We start from the raw sequence: 22,845 nt of genomic DNA, 5'->3' as shown, positions 1-22,845 counted from the left end.
AACAGAAGGGAACTCGTCCATGCCAGCGAACATCCGGCGGAAGGCCGGGCGGCGCGCCGCCCTGGCCGCCGTCGGGGCGATGACCGCGGGCCTGCTGCTCACCGCACCGCAGCAGGCCACGGCCGGACCGCCCAATCTGCTCACCAATTCCGGTTTCGAGACCGCCGGCGCACCCGGCGACGACATGCCCTCCTGCTGGGAGAAGTCCGGCTGGGGGGACAACGACTTCACCTACGCCACCGTCGCCGACGCGCACAGCGGCACCAAGGCCATGAAGGTCTCGCTGACCCGCCGCCTCAGCGGTGACCGCAAGGCGCTGGTCACCGAGAACACCACCTGCGCCCCGACCGTCGTGCCGGGCAGGCAGTACGACCTGTCCGCCTGGTACAAGTCGAACACCCCGGACGTGTCGGTGACCGTGTTCCGCCACGACACCACCGCGGGCTGGCAGTACTGGACCGACCTGCAGAATCCGCCGGTCAGCGCCGGATGGGCGCGTACGGAGGTCCGTACGCCCGCCGTCCCGCCCGGCACCGACAAGATCACGTGGGGGCTCTCGGCCTACGGGGTGGGCACCCTCACCACCGACGACTACGCGTTGGAGGAGGTCGGCGCGGCCCCGCCGCAGCCGGGGTGCACGGGCACGGCCGAGCAGTGCGCCAAGGGCAAGTGGGAGGTGATCCCCGCCAAGAACCCGGTGCGTTCCATGCACGCCGTCGTGCTGAAGAACGGCAAGGTGCTGCTGATCGCGGGCTCGGGCAACGACATCGCCCAGTTCAACGCGGGTACGTTCACCTCGGCCGTGTACGACCCGGCGAACGGGTCCTTCAAGACGATCCCGACGCCGGTGGACATGTTCTGCTCGGGGCACGTGCAGCTGTCGGACGGCCGCGTGCTCGTGATGAGCGGCAACAAGGGGTACCCGTCCGCCGACGGCAAGATCGGCTACCAGGGGCTGAAGGACAGTTACGTCTTCGACCCGGCGACCGAGGCGTACACGAAGACCAACGACATGAACGGCGGTCACTGGTACCCGTCCGCGACGGTCCTCGGCAACGGCGACGTGATCTCCTTCGGCGGCCTGAAGGAGGACTCGACGGGCAATGTGACCGCGGAGAAGTTCTCGGCGGCGCAGGGCAAGTGGCTCCCGATGAACGAGGTCAACCAGACCTGGTCGTACTGGGGCCTGTACCCGTCGATGATCCTGATGCAGGACGGACGGCTCTTCTACTCGGGCAGCCACACCTTCGGCAACGGCACGCAGGGCAGCGGCGCGTCGATCTACGACTACAACGCCAACACGATCACGGACGTGCCCGGGCTGCGCAAGAAGGACGAGCGCGACGAGTCGGCGAGCGTGCTGCTGCCGCCCGCACAGGACCAGCGGGTCCTGACCGTCGGAGGCGGCAACAACGAGTCGAACCCGGCGGCGAACCGGCTCACCGAGCTGATCGACCTGAAGGCGGCGAGCCCCGCGTACACCGCCGGGCCGGACCTGCCGCAGGGCCTGGTCGACGTGGGCGGGGTCAAGCGGGCGCAGACCGGGGCCGAGGGCAAGATGTACGTGTCCGCCGTCCTGCTCCCGGACGGCAAGGTGCTGGAGACCGGCGGCGGGCTGCACGACCGGGCCGACCCGGTGTACGAGGCCTCGTTCTTCGACCCGGTGACCAACACCTACAAGGCCGGGCTGCCGGCCGACCCGATCCCGCGGACGTACCACTCGGGCGCCTTCCTGCTGCCCGACGGGCGGGTCATGACGGTCGGCGACAACCCGGGCAACGGCACGTACAACAACAACGTGTCGATCTACACCCCGCCGTACCTGTTCAAGGGCGCACGCCCGAAGCTCACCTCGGTGATCGACACGCAGTGGGTGTACGGGGACACGCAGCGGATCACCGTCGACCGGCCGATCGCCAAGGCGGAGCTGATCCGTCCGGCGGCGGTCACGCACTCCTCGGACCCGAACCAGCGGTTCGTGGACCTGCCGATGACGGTGGTCAACAACACGACCGTCGACCTCAACGTCACCAGCAACCCGAACCTGGCACCGCCGGGCTGGTACATGCTCTTCGGGGTCGACGCGAACGGCATCCCGTCGGTGGCGACCTGGGTGCACCTGGGCGGGCCGTCGGCGCTCGCGGCCACGGCGGAGGCCCCGTCGCCGCACGTCCACGAGTTCGCGGACGCGCCGCAGGCGGCCCCGAAGCAGAACCCGGGCAAGCGGGACTCGGTGCCCGTCGCCCCGAGCGTGGCCGGCTGCGACCGGCACTACGGCACGGTCAGCCAGTGCGTCCCGACGAACTTCCCGGCGGAGGTGAAGGAGACGGCCAAGGCCCGCTGCGACTGGCTGGCCTCCCACCAGTACCCGAAGCGCATGAAGGTCAACGGCAGCGACCCGCTGCGCCTGGACCCGGACGGCGACGGCTACGCCTGTACGTAGCCGCACCGGCAGAACGGAGCCCCGCCGCATACCGCGACGGGGCTCCGCCCGTGCTGGAAAGCCGCGGGGTCAGTGCGAGTACGCGGCGAGCGAGATGCCGACGTAGTGCGCGACGAAGGCCGCGAGGGTCAGCGAGTGGAAGACCTCGTGGAAGCCGAAGAAGCGCGGGGAGGGGTTGGGTCGCTTCATTCCGTAGATGACCCCTCCCGCGCTGTAGAGGAGCCCGCCGGCGATCACCAGGACCAGGACGGCGATGCCGCCGGTGCGCATGAAGTCGGGGAGGAAGAAGACCGCCGCCCAGCCCATCGCTATGTAGCAGGGGGTGTAGAGCCAGCGCGGGGCGCCGACCCAGAAGACGCGGAAGGCGATGCCGGCCGCGGCCGCGATCCAGACCGCCCACAGGAGCGTCCGTCCGGTGGAGGGCGGGAGCAGGAGCACCGTCAGCGGGGTATAGGTCCCTGCGATGATCAGAAAAATGTTGGCGTGGTCGAGACGCCGCAGGATGGCCTCACCCCGGGGGCCCCAGGTGCCGCGGTGGTACACCGCGCTGACGCCGAACAGCAGGCAGGCCGTGAGGATGTACACCCCGCACGCCACCCTGGCCCGGGTCGACTCGGTGAAGGCCATCAGGGCGAGGCCCGCGACGACGACGGCAGGGAACATCCCGGTGTGCAGCCAGCCGCGCATCAGCGGCTTGGCTTCCTCCGGTGCGTCGGAGGCGTCGGAGGCGTCGGGTGCGACGGGTACGGCGTCGACCGGCACGGCGGCGGCGTCAGAACTCATGGCCGCCATGCTACCTACGGGTCCGTAGGTTTCCGTTAGTGCGCTTTACGGAAGATTGACGGGAGTGGCGATGCTCACGTGAGAGGCCCCCTGGACATATGCGCACATGCACCGGATGATCAGATGAGTGCGGTCGGCACCGGATGAGCGGAGCGCGAAGCATCCGGGTCGCAGCCCCCACGGGGCAAACACCAAACACACCCCTCAACAAGGAGCAATCGTGGCGCGCGACAACGCGGCTCCCACCACCGTCCCGACGACTCACCAGGAGCTGATCTCCTGGGTGGACGAGATCGCAGCGATCACCCAGCCCGACCGGGTCGTCTGGTGTGACGGCTCCGAGGCCGAGTACGAGCGCCTGTGCGCGGAGCTCGTCGCCAAGGGCACGTTCAAGAAGCTCGACGAGGGCAAGCGCCCCAACTCGTACTACGCCGCCTCCGACCCGTCCGACGTCGCGCGCGTCGAGGACCGGACCTTCATCTGCTCCGAGAAGGAGGAGGACGCGGGCCCGACCAACCACTGGAAGGCCCCGGCCGAGATGAAGGCCCTTTTTACTGGTGAGGGGGGCTTCGCGGGGCAGGAAGGTATCTTCCGCGGCTCCATGAAGGGCCGGACGATGTACGTCGTCCCCTTCTGCATGGGCCCCCTCGGCTCCGAGCTCTCCGCGATCGGCGTCGAGATCACCGACTCCGCCTACGTCGCCGTCGCCATGCGCACCATGACCCGCATGGGCAAGCCCGTCCTCGACGAGCTGGGCACCGACGGGTTCTTCGTCAAGGCCGTCCACACCCTCGGTGCTCCGCTCGCCGAGGGGCAGGCCGACGTGCCGTGGCCCTGCAACACCACCAAGTACATCTCGCACTTCCCGGAGACCCGCGAGATCTGGTCGTACGGCTCGGGCTACGGCGGCAACGCCCTGCTCGGCAAGAAGTGCTACGCGCTGCGCATCGCCTCCGTCATGGCCCGCGACGAGGGCTGGCTCGCCGAGCACATGCTGATCCTCAAGCTCACCCCGCCGCAGGGTGAGGCGAAGTACGTCGCCGCCGCGTTCCCGAGCGCCTGCGGCAAGACGAACCTGGCCATGCTGGAGCCCACGATCCCCGGCTGGACGGTCGAGACCATCGGCGACGACATCGCCTGGATGCGCTTCGGCGAGGACGGTCGCCTGTACGCGATCAACCCCGAGGCCGGCTTCTTCGGCGTCGCGCCCGGCACCGGCGAGCACACCAACGCCAACGCCATGAAGACGATGTACGCGAACACCGTCTTCACCAACGTCGCGCTCACCCCGGACGGCTCCGACGTCTGGTGGGAGGGCATGACCGAGGAGCCCCCGGCCGAGCTGATCGACTGGAAGGGCAACCGCTGGACCCCGGAGTCCGAGACCCCGGCGGCCCACCCCAACGCCCGCTTCGCCGTCCCGGCCTCGCAGTGCCCGACGATCGCCCCCGAGTGGGAGGACCCCAAGGGCGTCCCGATCTCGGCGATCCTCTTCGGCGGCCGCCGCGCCTCCGCCGTGCCGCTGGTCACCGAGTCCTTCGACTGGAACCACGGCGTCTTCATCGGCTCGAACATCGCCTCCGAGAAGACCGCCGCCGCCGAGGGCAAGGTCGGCGAGCTGCGCCGCGACCCGTTCGCCATGCTGCCGTTCTGCGGCTACAACATGGGCGACTACATGGGTCACTGGGTCGACGTCGCCAAGGACAAGGACCAGTCCAAGCTCCCGAAGATCTACTACGTGAACTGGTTCCGCAAGAACGACGCGGGCAAGTTCGTGTGGCCGGGCTTCGGCGAGAACAGCCGCGTCCTGAAGTGGATCGTCGAGCGCCTCGAAGGCAAGGCCGAGGGCGTCGAGACCCCCATCGGCATCCTGCCGACCGTGGCGTCCCTCGACACCGACGGCCTCGACATCCCGGCCGAGGACCTCGACTTCCTCCTCACCGTCGACAAGGAGGTGTGGCGGGACGAGGCCTCTCTGGTCCCCGAGCACCTGAACACCTACGGCGACCACACTCCCAAGGAGCTGTGGGACCAGTACCACGCGCTCGTGGAGCGCCTGGGCTGAGCCAGGCCGCGCCCTGAAGAAGGGCCAATGAACGTGGGAGCCCCCGACCAAGCGGCGCCCACCGCTGTGGGAGCCCCCGACCAAGCGGTTCCCACCGCAGCACCGGCCAAAAGTCATACCTGTCAGGAGTGTTGTCCGCGCTCCTCCAGGTAGGTCGTGTGCGTCTGCTGACGGCGGGCCTCTGCTTCGCGGAGGTCCGCCGTCACGCGTTCCGCCTCCTCGTGCAACAGCGACAGCTGCCGCTCCAGGTGGCGTTCCGGCGATTCCCCGCCCGGAGTGAGCCGGGTCCACCAGCGCGTCCGGTTGTACGTGTCCACGCACTCCGGCACGTCCAGCTCGATCGCCCGCGACAGCGCGTGCACCGACTCCGGATCGGTGGCCAGGACGTCGGCCACCCACCCCGGCTCCAGCAGTGCCGCGTACAGCTCCATCAGCTCCGCGAGCCGCCCCTCGGCCGGAGCCGGCAGCTCCACCTCGGCCACGTACTCCCGCAGCCGGCCGAACTGCTCCCGTACGCCGTTCAGCTGCTCGGTGGGCCCCTCGGGCTCCGGTGGCGCCGGCCGCTGCGGCGGGGCGATCAGCGCGCCCGCGCCGTACAGCCCGGCCACGACCACCGGCCAGTACGTGCCCGCGACCCCGGTGAGGGTCAGGCCCAGCCCGGCGATCCCGCAGGCGCTCCCGGCCAGGTTCTTCTTCGACTCGAGGTAACCGAGAAGACGCGTGCCGAGGGCTCTCCCGGCAGCTCCGGATCTATTGGTAGCCACGGATCTCCTCGAAGGCTCCGTCCAGCGAACCGTTGCCGTCGGTGGCGTCGAAGAGCCGCCCGCCGGTCAGTTCGGTGATGTGGGTCAGCTCCTTGCGGTCCGAGTCCCCGAACAGCACCGCGAAGACCGGCGTGTGCTTCTGCGCGTCCGGCAGCCCGGCGTAGAAGGAGTCGAAGTCCTTCGCCTTGTCGCCGCTCTGCCCGTCCGTCATCAGCACGATCGAGGTGAACGCGTCCGCGTTGCCCTTCCCCAGGTGCTCGTACGCCGCCTTCAGACTGCCGTACACGGCCGTACCCCCCTCCGGCCGGAGCGATTTCACATCGCCTCGGATCGCATCCAGCGCGGGCCCGGGATTGCCCGGCTCGACGACGTGCGTCAGCACCTTCTTCACCTTGTCGCCGAACGGCAGGAGTGTCACCTCCTCGCGGTCCCGGAACCGCTGCCCGGGCCCCGAACCGCCCGTGCCCGTCAGCTCGGTGAGCGCCGACCGCAGCCGCCCGATGCGGTCCTCCTCCTCCATCGAGCCCGAGGTGTCCAGTACGTACACCGTGCGCGAGGGCCGGCGCAGCTCGTTCTCGTACGAGGCCAGCAGCCCGTCGGCGACCGACCGGGTGCCCGGGAACGGCAGCTCGCGCCGCTTGTCCGCGTTCAGCCCGGCCGCGGGCGCCACCCCGGCCGCGACCGGCCGGCGGAGGGTCTTCTCGGTGATCGCCTTCTGCGCCTCGGCGCCGCTCAGATAGTCGGTCAGGGCCCGCCCCGACTCGCGGGCCCCGGCCGGGGCCGAGGTCAGCAGGGTCAGCGGGTAGTGGGCGGTGACCACCCCGTCGCGCGGCCGGATCACCGTCAGGTCCGTCTTCGCGTCCCGGTTCATGGACAGCAGCACGGACTCGTAGTTCACCAGCGCGTCCACGTCCCCGCGCTTGGTGTACGCGGTGGCCAGCCAGCCGGAGGAACCCGAGGTCAGCTTCTGCCCGGCGAAGAACTCCTTCAGCTTGGGCTGGGCCGTCTTCACGTCCGCGTCGGTCAGCGCCGCCTGCGCGCCCGACAGCCCGGAGGCCACCGAGATCAGCGCGGAGAACCCGGAGTTGGAGCGCACCGGGTCGGTCATCCCGTACGACAGCTTCCCGGCGGCGACGGCCTCGTGCACCGCCGACCAGGTGACCTCCTCCGGCTTCCAGCCGAGCCGGGCCAGCGCGTCCGCCCGTACGCCGAGCGCGACCGGCGAGGACATCACAGGAGTCTCGCTGCTGAGCTTCCCGGCGGCCTCGGGGCGCAGCCGCAGATAGTCGTTGGAGGACAGCCAGATCGCGTCGTACTTGCCGTCGGCCTTGCCGGAGGCGACCTGCTCGACCGCGTCCAGGGTGCCGGACCAGGTGAGCTCGACGGTGACCCCGGTCGCCGCCTTCGCGGCCTTCAGCACCGGCTCCATGTCGGCCAGTTCACTGGAGGCCAGCACCCGCAGCTTGCCCTCCTGATACTTCGACTCGGCGGGCTTCGCGGGCCCGTCGGAGGTGCAGGCCGAGGCCCCCAGCAGGGTCGCGGCCAGCGCGACCGCCGCCGCGAGCCGTCTGCGCGCCGAAGCGGTACGGACGCCACGGATACTCATCGGTCCCCGCCTTCCAGCGCACCGGACGTGCGCGTACGGGCCAGGTAGGCCGAGGCGGTCTGCAGTTCCCCGGTCAGGGACTCGACGGTGGCGGCCATGTTCTCGGTGGCCTGCACCTTGAACGTGTCGATCGCGTCCAGCGTCCGGTAGATCTGCGCGAAGGCGGTACGCAGCGTCTCCGCGCCGACCGCCGGGTCGGCGGCGATCCGCTGGATCTCCCCGCTCTGCGTGGACAGCATCTCCGCGTTGCCGCGGATCAGGTCCTCGGTGGTCGTACGCAACGTGTTGACCTGCTCGATCACCTTGCGCTGGCTGTCGAGGGCCGAAGCCAGCATCACGGCGATCCGCAGCGCCGACACGGTGGTGGTGGCGGCCCGGTCGACGCCCTTGATCAGCTCGTCGTTGTTGCGCCGGACCACGTCCATCGCCAGGTAGCCCTGCGCGCACACCGCGAGCTGGGTCAGCAGGTCCTGGTGCTTCTGCCGGACCGGGAAGAGGAGGTCGGCGCGCATCGCGTCGGCCGCCGGCGGGTCGCTGTGCTCGGCCTCGGTGATCCGCTGCTCGACGGCCGTGTCGAGGGCCTCGGTGAGGACGGCGTACTCCTGGAGCTTGCCCATGGTCTCCCACAGGCGAGCCCGCTCGGTGTGCAGGGCCGCGTTGTCGCGGCGCAGCTCGTCCTGGCCGCCGCGCAGCGCGCCCACGATCTTGTTGAGGGTGGCCTGCGAGGAGGCGTACTTGGCCACGTGGTCGCGGAACTTGTTGCCGCCGGGCAGCTTCGCGAGGAGCGCCTTGACGCCCTTGGCGGGCGTGTCCCGCGGGTCGAGGTCCTCCACGGTGCGGCGCAGCTCGACCAGGGAGCCCGCGACGCGGGCCTGGGCGTCGCCTCCCCCGTCGGAGCCGAGGGACCGTACGGCCCGCTCGAGCATCCGGTTGGACTGCTGGGCGGCGCTGCGGATGTCGCCGGCGCCGAGCCCGGCGATCTCGCCGATGCGGCTCGCGAACTCGGGGGAGCGGGCGTCGATCCCGGCGAGCGAGCCGACGTACTCCCCGGCCCGGCGGGCCATCTCCTCGCGCACCCCGTCCTGGAGCGGTACGAGGCCCGAGGCCTGCTCCCGCTTGACGGGGGCGACGGGCTCGGGGGCGGTGAGGACGAGCGGGCTCTCTGTGCTGTCATCGGGTCGTGTCAACGACATGTACGTGGTCCCCCTAGCCCTTGGCGCGCGCGGCCAGCGCCATGAGGATCTTGACGGTCGGTGCGCTGACCTGGTGGATGCCGGTCAGCTCCGGGTTGAGGTACGCGGCGTGTGCGGCGGTTGCCGCGGTGAACTCGGGCACGCCGTTCTGCGGCCGGAACCCGTGCCGGAGGGCCAGCTCGCGCAGCTTCGGGTCGTTGGCGAGGAGGGAGCCGAGCTCCTTGGCGTTCTCGCTGATCGGCACGAAGGTGTGCGGGGAGTTGACCGTGGTGTCCGGGTAGAGCACCACCATGTTGTCGGCGGCACCCGTTTCCGGCTTCTGCTGGAGCAGGGAGGCCACCTGGGACTCGTACGCCAGGATGAGCGGTTCGCCGCTGCCGGAGATGAAGGCCCGGAAGGGGTCGTCGGTGCTCGGCTCCAGTGCCCCCTGGACGGAGATCAGCTTCTGCATCAGGGGCGCGGTGCGGTCGATCGCGGCCTGGTCGGAGACCACGCTGTTGCCGTTGGCGACGTTCGAGGTGGCGGCCAGGAAGAGCGCACCGGAGTTGGAGGTGGCGGGATCGGTGGTCTTGATGAACACGGTGCCGGTCAGCTCGGCGTACGCGGCGGAGCCGGACAGCTGCTGCCACTTGCGGTCCTCACCGGCAGCCTTGAGGTAGGGGCCCATGAGGAGGGTCCCGGAGTTCTTGCCGGTCATCTTGGCGAGGTTGTTGTCGGCGAGCACCTTGGCGGCGTTGGAGCGGGCGATGACCACGAGCGGGGAGAAGAAGGGCTTGGTGGTCTGTGCGCCCTTGACTCCGGCCGCGGCCTCGATCTCGGGGGCGGGCTCACTGCTGCCGGGGAAGGCGAAGTCGAACTCCTTGAGGGCGAGTTGGTCCATCGCCCAGGAGCCGGAGGTTTCGGTCTTCACGATGTAGCCCTTGTCGGCCAGGGCTTTGACGACGTCAGGGTCGCGGAAGTATTCGGACTTCTCGGATCCGATGACGCCTTTGACTTTCACGGTCTTCGTTGCCGTGGGTGGGGTCTTGTCTCCTCCGGCGAGCGCGACGGCGACCACGCCGCCGAGGAGGAGGACCGCCAGGGCGATTCCTAGGATGCGTCTCACGGGTGCAGAGTGCTCGCGGAAACCCACATTCCGCGTGAAGTTGAATGAACGTCAGGTGTCCAGGCGGTCCCACTTCGAAATGCTGTGTGGATCGGCCGGTGCTGGCAGGCGGGGCGGCAGGCCGGGAGGATCGTCCCATGGGCGTGAGCGCGTTGAAGTGGCAGGGCTGGGCGGTCGGCCTGACGGCCGTGGCCGGCCTGCTGGTGTTCGCCCCGCTGGGCCTGTACGTCTGGGCCAGCGGCGAGCCGGGCGCGGCGCCGCCGCGACCGGCGGTGGAGGACGTACGGGTCACCGGCTGCCGGATCGACCCCGGCAGCCGCCGCGTGGTGGCGACGGTGGAGGTGACGGGCCGCCCCGAGGGCACCGGCGCGTACGTGGTCACGGTCGAGTTCCGCGAAACGGCGGATCCGGACCCGGCCGTCCGCCCGGCCCAGGCCCTGGTGAAACTCCCGGGCGTAGCCCCGTCCGCCACGGAACACGCCGAGGCCCTGGGCCCTCTCTGGCCCCCGGCAACAACCCCCTGGTGCGGCATCGCGGCCGCAGACTTCACGCCGACCCGCTAGCCTCCCGGCCCTGCCGGCCCCATTCAGCCCGCCGGGCCGAGCCAGGACACGGCTCGGCCCGGCCAGGGCGGTGGCGCCCGGTCCGGAGCCTCCGCGGCCCCGGACCGGGGCCGATCAGAGGCTGCCGGCCAGGTTCTGCGAGGCCAGGGCGGCGGCGTGCGCATCCATCCGCTCGGCGGCGAGGATCGCGACGGTGGTGTCGGCGCGGGACGCGGCGACGACCAGCGCGCGGCCGGCGAGGTCATGGGCCCGCTGGTGCAGGGCGGTGAGCTCGGCGGCCCCGGCGATGTCGGTGCGCGGCGCCCGGGTGGGCTCGGCGCCGCGCAGCCGGGTCACCTGGGCGGCGATACGGGCGGCGGCGCCGTCGAGCCCGAGCTCGTCGGTGACGGTCAGCAGGGCCGCCAGGTGCCCGGCGAGCTGGGTGTCCAGGGCTTCGGCGCGGCTGCTGTGCGGATAGCCGGCGTGGCCGTCGGAGTGGCGGCCGCCCAGACGGTGGACGACCGGCTTCGTGCGGATCGGCTCGTACATGAGGGGGCCTCCTGCGTGGTCAGGAGGCCATCCTACATTGGATCCGTTCTAAAGTTGTGCTCGATCCGGCATCGAGTGCCCCGTGCTTGCTAGGGAGTGTCGTCAAAGTGGCTCCGCCAGCCAGACGGGACTTTGACGACACTCCCTAGGGCTGGCCGTATCCGTCGAGGAACTTGCCGATCCGGGTCACCGCGTCCGCCAGATCCTTGGGGTTCGGCAGCGTCACGATCCGGAAGTGGTCGGGCTCGGGCCAGTTGAAGCCCGTGCCGTGCACCACCATGATCTTCTCGGCCCGCAGCAGGTCGAGGACCAGCTGGCGGTCGTCCTTGATCTTGTAGACGGCCGGGTCGAGCTTCGGGAAGAGGTACAGCGCGCCCTTGGGCTTCACGCAGGTGATGCCGGGGATCTGCGTCAGCAGCTCGTACGCCGTGTCGCGCTGCTCCAGCAGCCGCCCGCCCGGGAGGACGAGGTCCGTGATCGACTGCCGGCCGCCGAGGGCGGTCGCGACGGCGTGCTGCGAGGGCATGTTCGCGCACAGCCGCATGTTGGCGAGGATCGTCAGGCCCTCGATGTACGACGCGGCGTGCTTCTTGGGGCCGCAGACCGCCATCCAGCCGGACCGGAAGCCGGCGACGCGGTAGTTCTTGGAGAGCCCGTTGAACGTGAGGGTCAGCAGGTCCGGGGCGATCGCGGCGGTGTTCGTGTGCGTGGCGCCGTCGTAGAGGATCCGGTCGTAGATCTCGTCGGAGCAGACGATCAGGTTGTGGCGGCGCGCGATGTCCGTGAGGCCGCGCAGCATCTCGTCGTCGTAGACGGCGCCGGTCGGGTTGTTCGGGTTGATGATCACCATCGCACGGGTGCGGTCGGTGATCTTGCGCTCGATGTCGGCGAGGTCCGGCATCCAGTCGGACTGCTCGTCGCAGCGGTAGTGCACGGCGGTGCCGCCGGCCAGCGACACGGAGGCGGTCCACAGCGGGTAGTCCGGCGCGGGGACGAGCACCTCGTCGCCGTCGTCGAGCAGCGCCTGCATCGACATCTGGATCAGCTCGGAGACGCCGTTGCCGAGGTAGATGTCCTCGACGTCCAGCTCGATGCCCTTGGTCTGGTAGTGCTGCATGACCGCGCGGCGCGCGGAGAGCAGCCCCTTCGCGTCCCCGTACCCGTGGGCGTTGCCCAGGTTGCGGAGCATGTCCTCAAGGATCTCCGGCGGGCACTCGAAGCCGAAGGCCGCGGGGTTGCCGGTGTTGAGCTTGAGGATGCGATGACCTGCTGCTTCGAGCCGCATCGCCTCTTCGAGGACGGGGCCGCGGATCTCGTAGCAGACATTGGCGAGTTTCGTTGACTGGATCACCTGCATGACGGGAGCTTACGGGCCGTACGGGCGGTCCGCCGAGGTATTCGGGACAGGAACAGGGGAGGGATATGTCCCGTTTCGCATGATGGGACGGTGATGGCGCGATCCCCCCTTGGAAACGGCGGCGCCGCGGCGTCCCGGCCTGCGGAATCGGTGGGGGCCGGGGACGGGGGAGCCGCGGTGTTGCGCTCGTCACGCTCGTCGATTCGAGGCGCGCGGACGGGGCTCGAGCAGGCGGTCCGTGCCCTGCACGAGCAGGCCGCCGCATTGTCAGTGGTCGCCCGTACCGTCGTGGGTGGGGGAAAGGGGCGGAACATGGAACATCTGCGCATCATCGCGGGGGACGCGACCAGCCCGCAGGCCAAGGGGCCGAAGATCATCGCGCACGTCTGCAACGACATCGGCGGCTGGGGCAAGGGCTTCGTGGTGGCGCTCTCGAAACGCTGGCCCGAGCCCGAGAAGGCGTACCGGGCCTGGCACCGGGGCCGCAGCGGGAACGACTTCGGGCTGGGCGCGGTCCAGCTGGTCCAGGTGGCGCCGGACGTCTGGGTGGCCAACATGGTCGGCCAGCGCGGCATACGCACGGGCAGCGGCGGCCCGCCGATCCGCTACGACGCCGTGGAACGCTGCCTGGCGGCGCTCGCCGACCACGCGCTCGAACGGGGCGCCTCGGTCCACATGCCCCGCATAGGCTGCGGCCTGGCCGGCGGCAAGTGGCCCCGCATCGAACCGCTGATCACCCAGGCCCTGTCCGCCCGGGACGTGCCCGTGACGGTCTACGACCACGGGTGAGCGCCGGACCGGCCGGCTGCCGGGCTTCCGGGCCGGTCCGACGCGGGGCGTGATCCGGAGGGCCGGCGTCAGGCGGAGCGGCCGGGGGCCGGCTCCAGGATGACCAGGGGGATCTCGCGGGGCGCCGCCGCCGTCCGGTAGTCGTCGAAGAGGGGCCACAGGGCCGTCATGGCGGGCCAGTAGACCTCCCGCTCGATCGGGCAGGCCGTACGGGCCGCGGCCTGGAAGACGGCCGGGCCGACCTGGAGGCGGACCTCCGGGTGGGCGGCCAGGTTCCGGTACCAGGCCGGGTGCTCCGGGGCGCCCCAGTCGGCCGCGAGCACGATGTGGCGGCCCGCGTCCTCGACGTAGATCAGCGGGGTCCGGGCGGTCCGGCCCGTGGTGCGGTCGACCGTGGTGAGCAGGAGCGTGGGGACCCCGTGCCAGAGATGGCCGTCGAGTCCGCCGGTCGTCACGTAATCCCGTACGTGGTCCCGTTCGCGGCCGGGCTTCGGGTCGGTGGGGTGGTTCCAGTCGATGGTGAGCGTCTGCATGGCGGTGCCTCCGAGTCAGGGCCCCCGCGAGGCTTAACGATCCTTCACCGATTCTGGATGCGGTCGGCCTCGGCCGGCGCAGCCGACGTGTGGCCCCGGTCCGGGGGCGCGGCCCCCGGACCGGGGCCACCAGCAGCTTTCGTGCCGCGCGACCGCCCGCGCTACGGGAGGTAGCGCTCGATGACCGACGGGCCCTCCTTCTCGATCAGCTGGCGCGCCTTCTCGAGCCGCTCCGGAGTCGGCTCCATGCCTTGCACCATCACGAGGTCCTCGGGGTCGTACGGCCGTTCCCCGCCGCTGAAGAGCTTGGCCGGCTGCTTGGGCTGCTGGTCCGATTCACTGTCCATCGGTTACCTCCTCGGAATGCCCCCCGATCCCCTCATAGTCCGGCGACATCGCCAAGAACGCACCTGCAGGGCCCCGGGCCCGCGCCGTCACGCCGAGGCGACCGCCGCAAAGGCCGTCAGGGCGACTATCGAGGCACAGATGCTCAGGTTGACCGCCCGGTGCTCCCAGAACACCGCGACGAACTCGCGGAGGGTGGCGCTCGGCCAGAAGTACGTGGCCGTCGGGGAACCCAGCACCTGCCCGTTGACCCCGGCCCTGCGGGCCGTCATCGCGGCCCGGAAGGCGTGGAAGTTGTTGGTGACGACCACGCAGCGGTAGCCGGGGTCCGCATCGACCATGATCGTGCGGCTGAAGGCGAGGTTCTCCCTCGTCGTACGGGAGCGGTCCTCGAGCCGTATCTGCTCCTCCGGGACGCCCTGCGCGATCAGCCAGTCGGCCATCGCCCGCGCCTCCGACAGCCTCTCGTCCGTCCCCTGCCCGCCCGAGACCAGCAGCAGCGGCACCCGGCCGCCGCGGGCCACCTGGGCGGCGTGGATCTGCCGGCCCTTCTCCAGCCGGGACGCCAGCAGCGGCGGCACCCGCTCGCCGCAGATGAGACCGGAGCCCAGCATCACCACGTAGTCGACGTCGCCGCGCACCGTGATCCGCCCGTAGAGGAAGGCGTACGCGAGGAAGCAGAGGAAGAGGAAGGAGACGTAGCCGACGAGCATGACCAGGCCCGCCACCATCGTGTCCACGACGCGCGAGCCCTGGCCGGCCACCCCGAGGACCAGCGCGATCAGCGCGAAGATCCCGATGCCCGCCGCCATGGACAGCATGTTGGTCGGGCTGCGGCCCTCCTTGCGGATCATCGTCAGGCCGTTGCGGATCAGATAGCCGCCGAGTACGAGCGTGCCGACCGTCGGCACGAGCAGCACCAGCAGGACCGCGATCCCGTCCAGAGGTGACGGCAGTTCAGGTATCTGGAACAGCAGGCCCGTCGACCCGGACATCAGGGTGAGGCCCAGCAGGACCGCGTTCCGGAAGCGCCGGCGGTCCTCCCGCACGCTCACGCAGAAGAGGACGAAGAACAGCGCGGCGGGGACGAAGGCGAGCATGCCGCCCATCGTAGGCGGACGGCCCGAACCCCCGGCGGGCTCAACGGCCTCGAGGTCTCAGCGCCCGTGGTACGGCGTCCTGCGGACCGACCGGCCGGCCAGGACGTCCGTCCTGCGCCCGTCCCGCATCACGAACCGGCCGTCGATCAGCACGTGCGGGATGCCGGCCGGCAGCGCGCGCGGGTTCTCGTACGTCGACCCGGCCGCGACCGTGTCCGGGTCGAACAGGACGAGATCGGCGCGGTAGCCGGTGCGCACCAGGCCCCGGTCGGGCAGCCGCAGTCGGGCCGCCGGGCGGCCGGACAAGTGGGCCACGCACTCCTCCAGCGAGAGCACGCGGAGCTCGCGCACATAGCGCCCGAGGTAGTGCGGGAAGGTGCCGTATGCCCGCGGATGCGGTTTCGCGCCCTGGAGGATGCCGTCGGAGCCGCCGGTGTGGACCCGGTGGCGCATGATCGCCCGGACGTTCGCCTCGTGGCCGACGTGCTGGAGGATCGTCGGCCCCAGCCGGTCCTCCACCAGCAGCTTCCGGGCGGCGTCCCAGTCCCGCAGGCGCGTGCCGACGTACGCCCCGTGGGCGGGGTCCGCCGTCCCCGAGATCTCGATCGTCGCCCAGTCGACCGGGACGCCGTGGCAGCCGTCGGCCCCGGTCACCTCCAGCGCGTACCGGATCCGCTCGGCCTCGGCGTCGTCGCGCAGCCGGGCGAGGACCGCGTCCGGCCCGCCCTCGCCCGCCCAGCTGGGCAGGAGCGCGACGAGCGTGGTGCAGCCCGGGGTGTAGGGGTACGAGTCGAGGGTGATGTCGGCCCCGGCGGCGAGGGCGTCGTCGAGGAGGGCGAGGAGTGCGCCCGCCCGGCCCTCGTTCTCCGCGAAGTTCATGGTGGCGTGCGCGAGATGGAGCGCGCAGCCGGCCTCCCGGCTCAGCTCGACCATCTCTGCGTACGCGCCGAGCGCGCCGCGCCCGTACGAGCGGTGGTGCGGGCAGTAGTAGCCGCCGTACGCGGCCACCACCCGGCACAGCTCGGTCAGTTCGGCGCCGGACGCGTACATGCCGGGGGTGTAGGTGAGCCCGGAGGACAGGCCGACCGCGCCCTGCGCGAGGCTCTCGGCGACGAGCGTACGCATCCGGTCGAGCTCGGCGGGGGTGGCCGGGCGGTCGTCCCAGCCCAGGGCGTACGCGCGGACGGTGCCCTGCGGGACGAGGTACGCGGCGTTGACGGCGATGCCGGTGCGGTCGAGCCGGTCCAGGTACCCGCCCACGTCCCGCCAGCCGAACTCGATGTCCTCGCCCGCGCCGTTCCAGCCGGTGATGGCGGCCCGCACCTCCGCCAGGGTGCGGTCGTCGACGGGCGCGTACGAGAGCCCGTCCTGGCCGAGGACCTCGAGGGTCACGCCCTGGGCGGCCTTGGCGCTGTGGTCCGGGTCGCGGAGCAGGGCGAGGTCGCTGTGGGCGTGCATGTCGACGAACCCGGGGGCCAGCGCGAGGCCGTGCGCGTCGACGGTGTGCCGGCCGCCGGAGCGGATCCGGCCGATCTCGGCGATCCGGCCCTCGTGCACGCCCACGTCGGCGGTGTACGAGGGCCCGCCCGTGCCGTCGACGACGCGGGCCCCGCGGATGACCAGGTCCACCGGCGCGGCTAGAAGAAGGTGCGGACGTAGTCGGTGACCGTGCCGTCGGCCGCGACGACCGGGATCAGCGGCCACTTCTCGAAGATCGTGCAGGGGTGGGACATGCCGAGCGCCACCCAGTCGCCGACGTTCACGTCGTCGGCGGAGTCGGTCTCCAGCCAGGCGTGCTGGTCGGACAGTTTGACCACGCGGACGCCGGTGGCCGGGCGCTCCTCGCCGGTCAGGGCGTCGCGCACCAGCTCGGCCTCGGGCAGGCCGAGGTCGTACGCGATGTCGCGCTTGCCGGCGTTGACGAAGGCCTGGGTGGGGGAGGGGCGGGAGACGACCTGCGTCCAGAGCCGGAAGGCGGGGCGCAGGCCGCCCTCCTCCGGGACCCGGTTGAAGGGGGTGAGGCGGGTGTACCAGCCGTGGTCGTGGGAGACGTACGCGCCGGAGCGCAGCAGCCGCAGCACGGGCCGGGACAGCTCCGGGAGCTCGGCGAACACGTCGGCGACGGCGTCGAACCAGGCGGAGCCGCCGGCGCTGACGACGATCTCGCCGAGGTCGGCGGCGAACCGCCCGGCCCGGTCGAACTCGACGGCGAGCGCGGTGAGCCGGCGCAGGTACGCGTGGACGGAGTCCGGGTCGGCGCCGGGGACCTCGGCCTCGTACCCGGCGATGCCGACGAGGCGCAGGGTGGCGGCCTCGGCCACGGCGTCGGCGACGGCCCGGCAGTCCTCGTCGGTCCGCGCGCCGGTGCGGGCGCCCTCGCCGGCGCCGAGTTCGACGACGACGTCGACGACCTGGTCCTGGCCCTGGAGCGCCCGGTCCATGAGCTGGACCCCGCGCACGGAGTCGACGTAGCAGACGAAGCGGAAGCCGGGGTCGGCGGCGAGCTCGGCGGCCACCCACTGCAGGGCGGCCGGGTCGACGAGCTCGTTGGCCAGGAAGATCCGCTGGATGCCGAAGGCACGGTAGACGCGGGCCTGGTGGGGGACGGCGGCGGTGATGCCCCAGGCGCCGTGGTCGAGCTGGCGCTGGAAGAGCTGCGGTGCCATGCAGGTCTTGCCGTGCGGGGCGAAGGCGAGGCCGTGGCGGGCGGCGTACGTGCCGAGGGCGGTGAGGTTGTGCTCCAGCGCGTCGGCGTCGAGCGTGAGGACGGGGGTGGTGAAGCCGCCGGTGTAGAGGTCCCGCTTCTCGGCGGCCAGCCGGCCCACGGTGAGCTTCGCCCGCTCCGCGTCGGGCGGCAGCCCCTTGAACCGGTGGTCGACCGGTTCGTCGGCGAGCCGGCGGACTGCTTCGGTGCCCATGCGGATTCCTCCTCGCGTTGCATGAGATGCAACGCTCGTTGCGTGCTGTGCCTATGGGTGTCTAACATCCCAGGTGGTGAAGGGTCAACGTCCCGCCATGTGTCTCGGGTTCCGTAGCGGACGGACGAACGGACGGACGGAAGGAAGGGCATGGCGTGAGTCAGTCGGTGGAGCGGGCGCTGCGGATCCTGCCGCTGCTCGCGAAGGGGGCGGCGGGGCTCGGCGCGGTGGCCGAGGAGCTCGGCGTGCACAAGAGCACGGCCCTGCGCCTGCTGCGCACCCTGCACGAGCACGGCTTCGTCTACCGCCAGCCCGACGGCCGCTACCGCCTCGGCGCGCAGCTCTTCGCGCTGGCCGGGCAGGCCCTGGAGAACCTGGACGTCCGCGCCGTCGCCCACCCCCACCTCGTCGAGCTGAACCGGCTGACCGGGCACACCGTGCACCTCGCCCTCCACCAGGACGACGAGGTGGTCTACGTCGACAAGGTGGACAGCCGCTACCCCGTCCGGATGTACTCCCGCATCGGCAAGCCCGTCCCGCTCACCGTCGCCGCCGTCGCGAAGCTGCTGCTCGCCGACCTTCCCGAGGCCGAGCGGCGCAGCCTCGCCGAGCGCATCGACTACCCCCGCTACACCGCCCGCTCCACCCCCGACGCGCAGGCCTTCCTGCGCGAGCTGGACCTCGTACGGGAACAGGGCTGGGCCACCGACCTGGGCGGGCACGAGGAGTCGATCAACTGCGTCGGCGCGCCCGTGTACGGCCCGGACGGGCGGGTCGTCGCCGCGCTGTCCGTCTCGGCTCCCGGCGTGGTCGTCCCTGCCGAGGGGCTGCTCGAACTGCTGCCCCTGGTCCTGCGTACCGCCGACACCGTCAGCCGGGAGTACTCCGGCTCCCCGCAGAACCCCGGCTCCCCAGAGAACAGCGAGGACACTCCGTGACCGAGAAGACCGCCATCACGCCGGACACCCACACCACCCCGCCCGCGAAGTTCTCGCACGGCGTGCGCAAGGGGAACATCCTCCAGGTCGCCGGCCAGGTCGGCTTCCTCCCGCACGTGGACGGCCGGGCGCCCACCCCGGCCGGGCCGACGCTGCGCGAGCAGACCCTCCAGACGCTGGAGAACGTCCGCTCCGTACTGGAGGCCGGCGGCGCGGGCTGGGACGACGTGATGATGATCCGGGTGTACCTCACCGACACCGGGCACTTCGCCGAGATGAACGCCCTCTACAACGCCTACTTCGAGGAGCAGGACCTCAAGGAGGCCCCGGCCGCCCGCACCACCGTGTACGTCGGCCTGCCCGCGGGCCTCCTCATCGAGATCGACGCCCTCGCCGTCCTCGGCTGACCGGGCCTCAGAAAGGCCAGTTGACGCCCACCCACACCCCGCCCGCAGAGACGAGCGCGGACCCCACCCAACCGATCAGCCGGGCCGGCCGCCGTTCCAGGCTCATCTCGAAGTCGCCGACGCGCAGCTCGAAGTAGGGGCGGCGCGGGCGTGTGGCAGCACCCGGCCTGGACTTGGACTTGGACCCAGACGGGTTCGGGGAAACGGGCATGGCCGGGCTCCTTCACGTCACGGCCGTGGCTCGTCCCCGGCCGTGGAACCCCAGGTCAACACGTGCGGGCTCGGCCCTGCGGATTCCGGGAAGGTCCGGCTGCGTCCCGGACGCCGCCGTGAGCGTCCCGGAAACGGCCCGTACCGTCCGGACGTCCGGGAAAATCGGCCCATGAACGACTCGTGGAGCCAATTCCGTTCGGATCTGCGGTCCTTGAAGGAAGCCGCCGGGATGAGCTACAAGCAGATCGCGGACGCGGCCGAGGCGCTGGGTGCCTGCCTGCCCAAGTCGACCGTGTCCGACCTGCTGAGCAAGGCGGAGACGAGGGCCGGGAGGGAATGCAGCGGGCAGCTCGCGGTCCTGGTCGCGATCCTGCTCGCGCACACCGCGGACGACCATCCGTCCGCCGCCCCCTGGCTTGATCGGGCGGGCTGGCAGGGCCGCTGGTGGGCGCTCGACGACAAGCACCGCGGCGCCGCCTCGCCGCCGCCGGTCACGGGAACCGAGGGGGCCTTCGGCTGGGACGGTGCCCTGGAGAAACTCGGTCTGGGCGCCGGGACCGAGACCGCCTGGCTGAAGGACCGGCGCCCGTCCCGGATGGCCGCCGTCATCAGTGAACTCGCGGCCCTGGGCATGTACCGCCAGGCCCACGACGTCGCGTGTGAACTCCTGCGCTGCACCGAAGGGACGCGCGGGCCGCAGGATCCGGGAGTGCTCGCCGCCCGGCACGTGGCCGCGTACTGGACCGGGGAGGCGGGGAATCCGCGCACGGCGAGGGACCTGACCGCCGCCCTGCTGGCCGACTGCCGCGAGGTCCTCGGCGAGGAGCACGCCCTCAGCCGGCTCGCCGCCCTCCGGCTGGCCGCCTGGACGACGGCCGGGGGCGACCCGGCGCAGGGGCGCAGGCTCTTCCGCGAGCTCGCCCGCGACGGCTCGGACGACCGGATCACCCTGCTCGCCCGGCTCGGCGGGGTCCGCACGGCCCTGTTGGCCGGCGAGGCAGACGAGGCCGGGGACCGGCTCCTGCGCCTGCTGCCCGACCTCGTGGCGGAGTATGCGGAGCACCACCCCGTGGTGATGGCCGCCCGGCTCTACGAGGCTCAGTCGCTCTGGGCAGGCGCACGGCGCGCGCACAGCCGCAGGCTGCTGGACGGTCTCGTCGCCGACGCGACCGAGCACCTCGGCCGGGCGCACCCGCTGACCCTGTACGCGCAGGGTCTGCACGCCCGGCTCGTCCTGGCCGACCGAGACGCGAACCGCGCGCTCGAACTGGCCGAGGACGCGTACGCCGAAGCCGTGCGCGTCCTCGGCGCGGACCATCCCGACAGCCTCTCCGTCGGCAATATGCTGGCCATCGTCCGGGCGAGCAGCGACGCGCTCGCCGCCGAGGAGATGTTCGGCGAGGTGTACCGGCGCGCCAGGCAAGCCCTGGGCCCCGAGCACCACCTCACTCTGGACATCAGCCACAACCTCGCCGTCGTGACCACGCGCTGGGACCTGCCGGCGGCCAGAGCGCTGTTCGAGGACGTGCGGGCGGCGCGGACCCGGGTGCTGGGGGCCGAACACCCCCACACGCTGCTGACCCGGATGGCTGTCGCCGTCGCGGTGCTGGAACTCGACGGCAAGGATGCGGCCCGGCCGCTCCTCGAAGAGGTCCACCACGCGCGCGTCCGGGTGCTCGGCTCCGCGCACCCGGACGTCGAGTTCACGCGCAAGTTCCTCCGGGCCGCGGCGCAGCCTGCGCCCGCCCTCCCGAGCGGACCGTCCGAGCACTGAGAGGGGCGCCCCCCTGGCGGTAGGGCGCCCCGGGATCACCTGTCCGTCACGTGCAGTACTGCGACTGCTTGCCGATCGAGCGGTACATGCAGTCCGCGTTCTCCAGCAGTTGCAGGACGGCGTCGCGGTTGCGTGCCGTCTCGCGGTCGATCACCTCGTCCGGCGGGTAGAAGCCGCCCCCGCCACCCGTGTCGGACGGGTACATCTCGAAGGTGTAGGCGAAGATCTTCTGGTTGCCCCACAGCCAGTCGTCGATCGTCCCGTCCGTGATGTACAGGTCGCTCGACTGCTCCGGCGTGTAGCCGTTGCTGTTGGCCATGCTCGTGCCGATGGTCTTGTACACGGCGAGGTCGTCGGCCGTCAGGCCCGGCGCCGTGTCGTTGTACGTCCACCCGAACGGCCAGAGCACCAGCTCGCTGTACGTGTGGAAGTCGATGGCGGCGGTGATCTGCTGCTTGCCGCCGACCACCCGGCTGCGGACGAAGTCCGAGACCACCTTCACCTCGGGACCCGACTCGGCGGCCGCACCGCGGTAGGTCTCGGAGCTCTTGCTGCCGCTGGAGCCGCCGCAGCAGCCCCACTTGTAGTTCCAGTTCCGGTTCAGGTCGGTGCCGACGTACGAGGAGCCCGAGTTCGGCTGCCGGTTCTTGCGCCAGGAGCGGTAGGAGCCGGTCGCGATGTCGTACTCGCCGCCGTCCGGGTTGAGGTCCGGCACGATCCAGATCTCGCGGCCGTTGACCATGTTGGTGATCCGTGTGTCGGTGCCGTACTTGGAGCCGAACTCCTTGAGCAGGTAGAGCGCCATCTCGACGGTCAGGTGCTCGCGGGCGTGCTGGTGGTGCGTGAAGAGCACCTCGGGCTCGTTCTCGTCGGTCGCGACGTTGTCGCTGATCTTGATGGCGACGATGTCCCGGCCCTGGTACGACTTCCCGATCACCTTCTTGCTCATGATCGAGGGGTACTGCGCGATGCGCTGGTCGATCTCCGTGTTCGCCTCGGCGTAGTTGTGGTACATCGAGTCCTTGGACGGGAAGTCCATCGGGCTCGCCGCGACCCCCCGTTCGGAGCGGTCCGGCGGCCCGGGGAGCGCGGTCAGCTTGTAACCGAGCGCCCGCAGCTCCTTGGCCTGCACGGGGTCGGCGCTGACGACGACCGAGCGGGCGTCGACCTCGTCGATCGAGACGCCCGTACGGAGCAGGGCAGTTCGCTCGGCGGCCGTGGACGGGCCCTTGACCTCGTACTGGACGATCGCGTCGTCTTCGGTGGACTGGGTTGCGTTCGACGGTGTGGGCGGTGGGGCCGCCGTCGCGCTCATGCCGTAGGCGGGTGCGCCGAGCGCGAGAGCGAGCAGGGCCGCCGTGACGGCGGCCCTGCGTCGGGTGTGGAGCCGCATGCGTTCTCCTGGGTGGGAGTGTGGGGGT

At 71.2% G+C, this 22,845-nt stretch carries 21 protein-coding genes; 7 read left to right on the top strand and 14 right to left on the bottom strand.

The genetic code is table 11. The annotated features are described in order from the left end of the window. The first annotated feature begins 19 nt into the window (after window positions 1-19). Window positions 20-2,443: a galactose oxidase-like domain-containing protein gene (locus OHT74_RS14605; protein ID WP_328620451.1), complete on the top strand. Its 2,424-nt coding sequence runs from the start codon at window positions 20-22 to the stop codon at window positions 2,441-2,443. 69 nt (window positions 2,444-2,512) lie between these two features. Here the strand turns inward: OHT74_RS14605 and trhA are convergent, their stop codons facing one another. After that, window positions 2,513-3,226, bottom strand: a complete 714-nt coding sequence (gene trhA, locus OHT74_RS14600) for a PAQR family membrane homeostasis protein TrhA (protein ID WP_443047389.1) — start codon at window positions 3,224-3,226, stop codon at window positions 2,513-2,515. Window positions 3,227-3,446: 220 nt separating this feature from the next. Between trhA and OHT74_RS14595 the strand changes: the two genes are divergently transcribed. Continuing rightward, entirely contained in the window at window positions 3,447-5,291 is a 1,845-nt protein-coding gene (locus OHT74_RS14595; RefSeq protein ID WP_266664354.1) for a phosphoenolpyruvate carboxykinase (GTP), read from the top strand. A 122-nt stretch (window positions 5,292-5,413) separates the two neighbouring features. On the opposite strand, the gene OHT74_RS14590 is transcribed toward OHT74_RS14595, so the two are convergent. Genes OHT74_RS14590 through OHT74_RS14575 form a run of 4 tightly spaced genes read right to left on the bottom strand, consistent with a single transcriptional unit; the run spans window position 5,414 to window position 9,959 of the window. Further along, entirely contained in the window at window positions 5,414-6,055 is a 642-nt protein-coding gene (locus tag OHT74_RS14590) for a hypothetical protein (RefSeq protein WP_266996732.1), read from the bottom strand. After that, a complete protein-coding gene (locus OHT74_RS14585; protein ID WP_328620450.1) occupies window positions 6,042-7,661 on the bottom strand; it encodes a substrate-binding and vWA domain-containing protein in 1,620 nt (539 codons plus the stop codon). The genes OHT74_RS14590 and OHT74_RS14585 overlap by 14 nt, the downstream gene beginning before the upstream one ends. After that, a complete protein-coding gene (locus tag OHT74_RS14580) occupies window positions 7,658-8,854 on the bottom strand; it encodes a toxic anion resistance protein (protein ID WP_328620449.1) in 1,197 nt (398 codons plus the stop codon). Before OHT74_RS14580 ends, OHT74_RS14585 begins: the two co-directional genes overlap by 4 nt. A gap of 13 nt (window positions 8,855-8,867) precedes the next feature. Then, window positions 8,868-9,959, bottom strand: coding sequence for a hypothetical protein (locus OHT74_RS14575; RefSeq protein ID WP_328620448.1), 1,092 nt, complete (start codon window positions 9,957-9,959; stop codon window positions 8,868-8,870). Window positions 9,960-10,102: 143 nt separating this feature from the next. Here OHT74_RS14575 and OHT74_RS14570 point away from each other — a divergent pair, with 143 nt between their 5' ends. After that, complete coding sequence (locus OHT74_RS14570) at window positions 10,103-10,522, top strand: hypothetical protein (protein WP_266664344.1); 420 nt, start codon at window positions 10,103-10,105, stop codon at window positions 10,520-10,522. Between the two features lie 114 nt (window positions 10,523-10,636). Here the strand turns inward: OHT74_RS14570 and OHT74_RS14565 are convergent, their stop codons facing one another. Further along, a complete protein-coding gene (locus OHT74_RS14565; protein ID WP_328620447.1) occupies window positions 10,637-11,050 on the bottom strand; it encodes an SCO4983 family protein in 414 nt (137 codons plus the stop codon). A 145-nt stretch (window positions 11,051-11,195) separates the two neighbouring features. Beyond that, entirely contained in the window at window positions 11,196-12,407 is a 1,212-nt protein-coding gene (locus OHT74_RS14560) for a pyridoxal phosphate-dependent aminotransferase (protein ID WP_266664340.1), read from the bottom strand. A 312-nt stretch (window positions 12,408-12,719) separates the two neighbouring features. On the opposite strand from OHT74_RS14560, the gene OHT74_RS14555 reads away from it, so the two are divergent. Further along, window positions 12,720-13,196, top strand: coding sequence for a macro domain-containing protein (locus OHT74_RS14555; protein WP_328620446.1), 477 nt, complete (start codon window positions 12,720-12,722; stop codon window positions 13,194-13,196). A gap of 68 nt (window positions 13,197-13,264) precedes the next feature. On the opposite strand, the gene OHT74_RS14550 is transcribed toward OHT74_RS14555, so the two are convergent. From OHT74_RS14550 to OHT74_RS14530, 5 genes are all read right to left on the bottom strand, one after another. Next, complete coding sequence (locus OHT74_RS14550) at window positions 13,265-13,729, bottom strand: nitroreductase family deazaflavin-dependent oxidoreductase (RefSeq protein WP_266664336.1); 465 nt, start codon at window positions 13,727-13,729, stop codon at window positions 13,265-13,267. Window positions 13,730-13,890: 161 nt separating this feature from the next. After that, window positions 13,891-14,076, bottom strand: a complete 186-nt coding sequence (locus OHT74_RS14545) for a hypothetical protein (protein WP_266664334.1) — start codon at window positions 14,074-14,076, stop codon at window positions 13,891-13,893. An 87-nt stretch (window positions 14,077-14,163) separates the two neighbouring features. Then, window positions 14,164-15,174: a YdcF family protein gene (locus OHT74_RS14540; protein WP_266664332.1), complete on the bottom strand. Its 1,011-nt coding sequence runs from the start codon at window positions 15,172-15,174 to the stop codon at window positions 14,164-14,166. Window positions 15,175-15,231: 57 nt separating this feature from the next. Continuing rightward, window positions 15,232-16,803, bottom strand: a complete 1,572-nt coding sequence (locus OHT74_RS14535) for an N-acyl-D-amino-acid deacylase family protein (protein ID WP_328620445.1) — start codon at window positions 16,801-16,803, stop codon at window positions 15,232-15,234. An 8-nt stretch (window positions 16,804-16,811) separates the two neighbouring features. Next, window positions 16,812-18,092 carry an alanine racemase gene (locus tag OHT74_RS14530; protein WP_328620444.1) on the bottom strand — a complete coding sequence of 427 codons (1,281 nt, stop codon included), beginning with the start codon at window positions 18,090-18,092 and terminating at the stop codon, window positions 16,812-16,814. A gap of 155 nt (window positions 18,093-18,247) precedes the next feature. Here OHT74_RS14530 and OHT74_RS14525 point away from each other — a divergent pair, with 155 nt between their 5' ends. Together OHT74_RS14525 and OHT74_RS14520 are read left to right on the top strand one after the other, a co-directional pair. After that, complete coding sequence (locus OHT74_RS14525) at window positions 18,248-19,030, top strand: IclR family transcriptional regulator (protein WP_328620443.1); 783 nt, start codon at window positions 18,248-18,250, stop codon at window positions 19,028-19,030. Next, entirely contained in the window at window positions 19,027-19,437 is a 411-nt protein-coding gene (locus OHT74_RS14520) for a RidA family protein (protein ID WP_266664324.1), read from the top strand. The genes OHT74_RS14525 and OHT74_RS14520 overlap by 4 nt, the downstream gene beginning before the upstream one ends. Before the next feature lie 7 nt (window positions 19,438-19,444). Here OHT74_RS14520 and OHT74_RS14515 read toward each other — a convergent pair whose 3' ends face one another. After that, window positions 19,445-19,648 (bottom strand): hypothetical protein, encoded by a 204-nt coding sequence (locus tag OHT74_RS14515; RefSeq protein ID WP_266664322.1) that lies wholly within the window; start codon window positions 19,646-19,648, stop codon window positions 19,445-19,447. A gap of 231 nt (window positions 19,649-19,879) precedes the next feature. On the opposite strand from OHT74_RS14515, the gene OHT74_RS14510 reads away from it, so the two are divergent. Continuing rightward, window positions 19,880-21,424: a tetratricopeptide repeat protein gene (locus OHT74_RS14510; protein WP_328620442.1), complete on the top strand. Its 1,545-nt coding sequence runs from the start codon at window positions 19,880-19,882 to the stop codon at window positions 21,422-21,424. Window positions 21,425-21,470: 46 nt separating this feature from the next. Here the strand turns inward: OHT74_RS14510 and OHT74_RS14505 are convergent, their stop codons facing one another. Further along, the gene (locus OHT74_RS14505) at window positions 21,471-22,817 is read right to left on the bottom strand and encodes a M14 family metallopeptidase (RefSeq protein WP_328620441.1); all 1,347 of its coding nucleotides are present in this window, start codon (window positions 22,815-22,817) and stop codon (window positions 21,471-21,473) included. Between the last annotated feature and the right edge of the window lie 28 nt (window positions 22,818-22,845).

It is taken from the genome of Streptomyces sp. NBC_00354 (assembly GCF_036106915.1).
GTDB lineage: Bacteria > Actinomycetota > Actinomycetes > Streptomycetales > Streptomycetaceae > Streptomyces.
Note: the sequence above shows the minus strand (reverse complement) of the source record. Positions and strands in the feature narration are given on the sequence as shown.

Coding starts and splice junctions, on each gene's coding strand:
- OHT74_RS14505 (WP_328620441.1), bottom strand. CDS start 22,817: ATGCGGCTCCACACCCGACGCAGGGCCGCCGTCACGGCGGCCCTGCTC.
- OHT74_RS14530 (WP_328620444.1), bottom strand. CDS start 18,092: ATGGGCACCGAAGCAGTCCGCCGGCTCGCCGACGAACCGGTCGACCAC.
- OHT74_RS14515 (WP_266664322.1), bottom strand. CDS start 19,648: ATGCCCGTTTCCCCGAACCCGTCTGGGTCCAAGTCCAAGTCCAGGCCG.
- OHT74_RS14560 (WP_266664340.1), bottom strand. CDS start 12,407: ATGCAGGTGATCCAGTCAACGAAACTCGCCAATGTCTGCTACGAGATC.
- OHT74_RS14580 (WP_328620449.1), bottom strand. CDS start 8,854: ATGTCGTTGACACGACCCGATGACAGCACAGAGAGCCCGCTCGTCCTC.
- OHT74_RS14550 (WP_266664336.1), bottom strand. CDS start 13,729: ATGCAGACGCTCACCATCGACTGGAACCACCCCACCGACCCGAAGCCC.
- OHT74_RS14510 (WP_328620442.1), top strand. CDS start 19,880: ATGAGCTACAAGCAGATCGCGGACGCGGCCGAGGCGCTGGGTGCCTGC.
- OHT74_RS14605 (WP_328620451.1), top strand. CDS start 20: ATGCCAGCGAACATCCGGCGGAAGGCCGGGCGGCGCGCCGCCCTGGCC.
- OHT74_RS14555 (WP_328620446.1), top strand. CDS start 12,720: ATGGAACATCTGCGCATCATCGCGGGGGACGCGACCAGCCCGCAGGCC.
- trhA (WP_443047389.1), bottom strand. CDS start 3,226: ATGAGTTCTGACGCCGCCGCCGTGCCGGTCGACGCCGTACCCGTCGCA.
- OHT74_RS14565 (WP_328620447.1), bottom strand. CDS start 11,050: ATGTACGAGCCGATCCGCACGAAGCCGGTCGTCCACCGTCTGGGCGGC.
- OHT74_RS14540 (WP_266664332.1), bottom strand. CDS start 15,174: ATGCTCGCCTTCGTCCCCGCCGCGCTGTTCTTCGTCCTCTTCTGCGTG.
- OHT74_RS14585 (WP_328620450.1), bottom strand. CDS start 7,661: ATGAGTATCCGTGGCGTCCGTACCGCTTCGGCGCGCAGACGGCTCGCG.
- OHT74_RS14545 (WP_266664334.1), bottom strand. CDS start 14,076: ATGGACAGTGAATCGGACCAGCAGCCCAAGCAGCCGGCCAAGCTCTTC.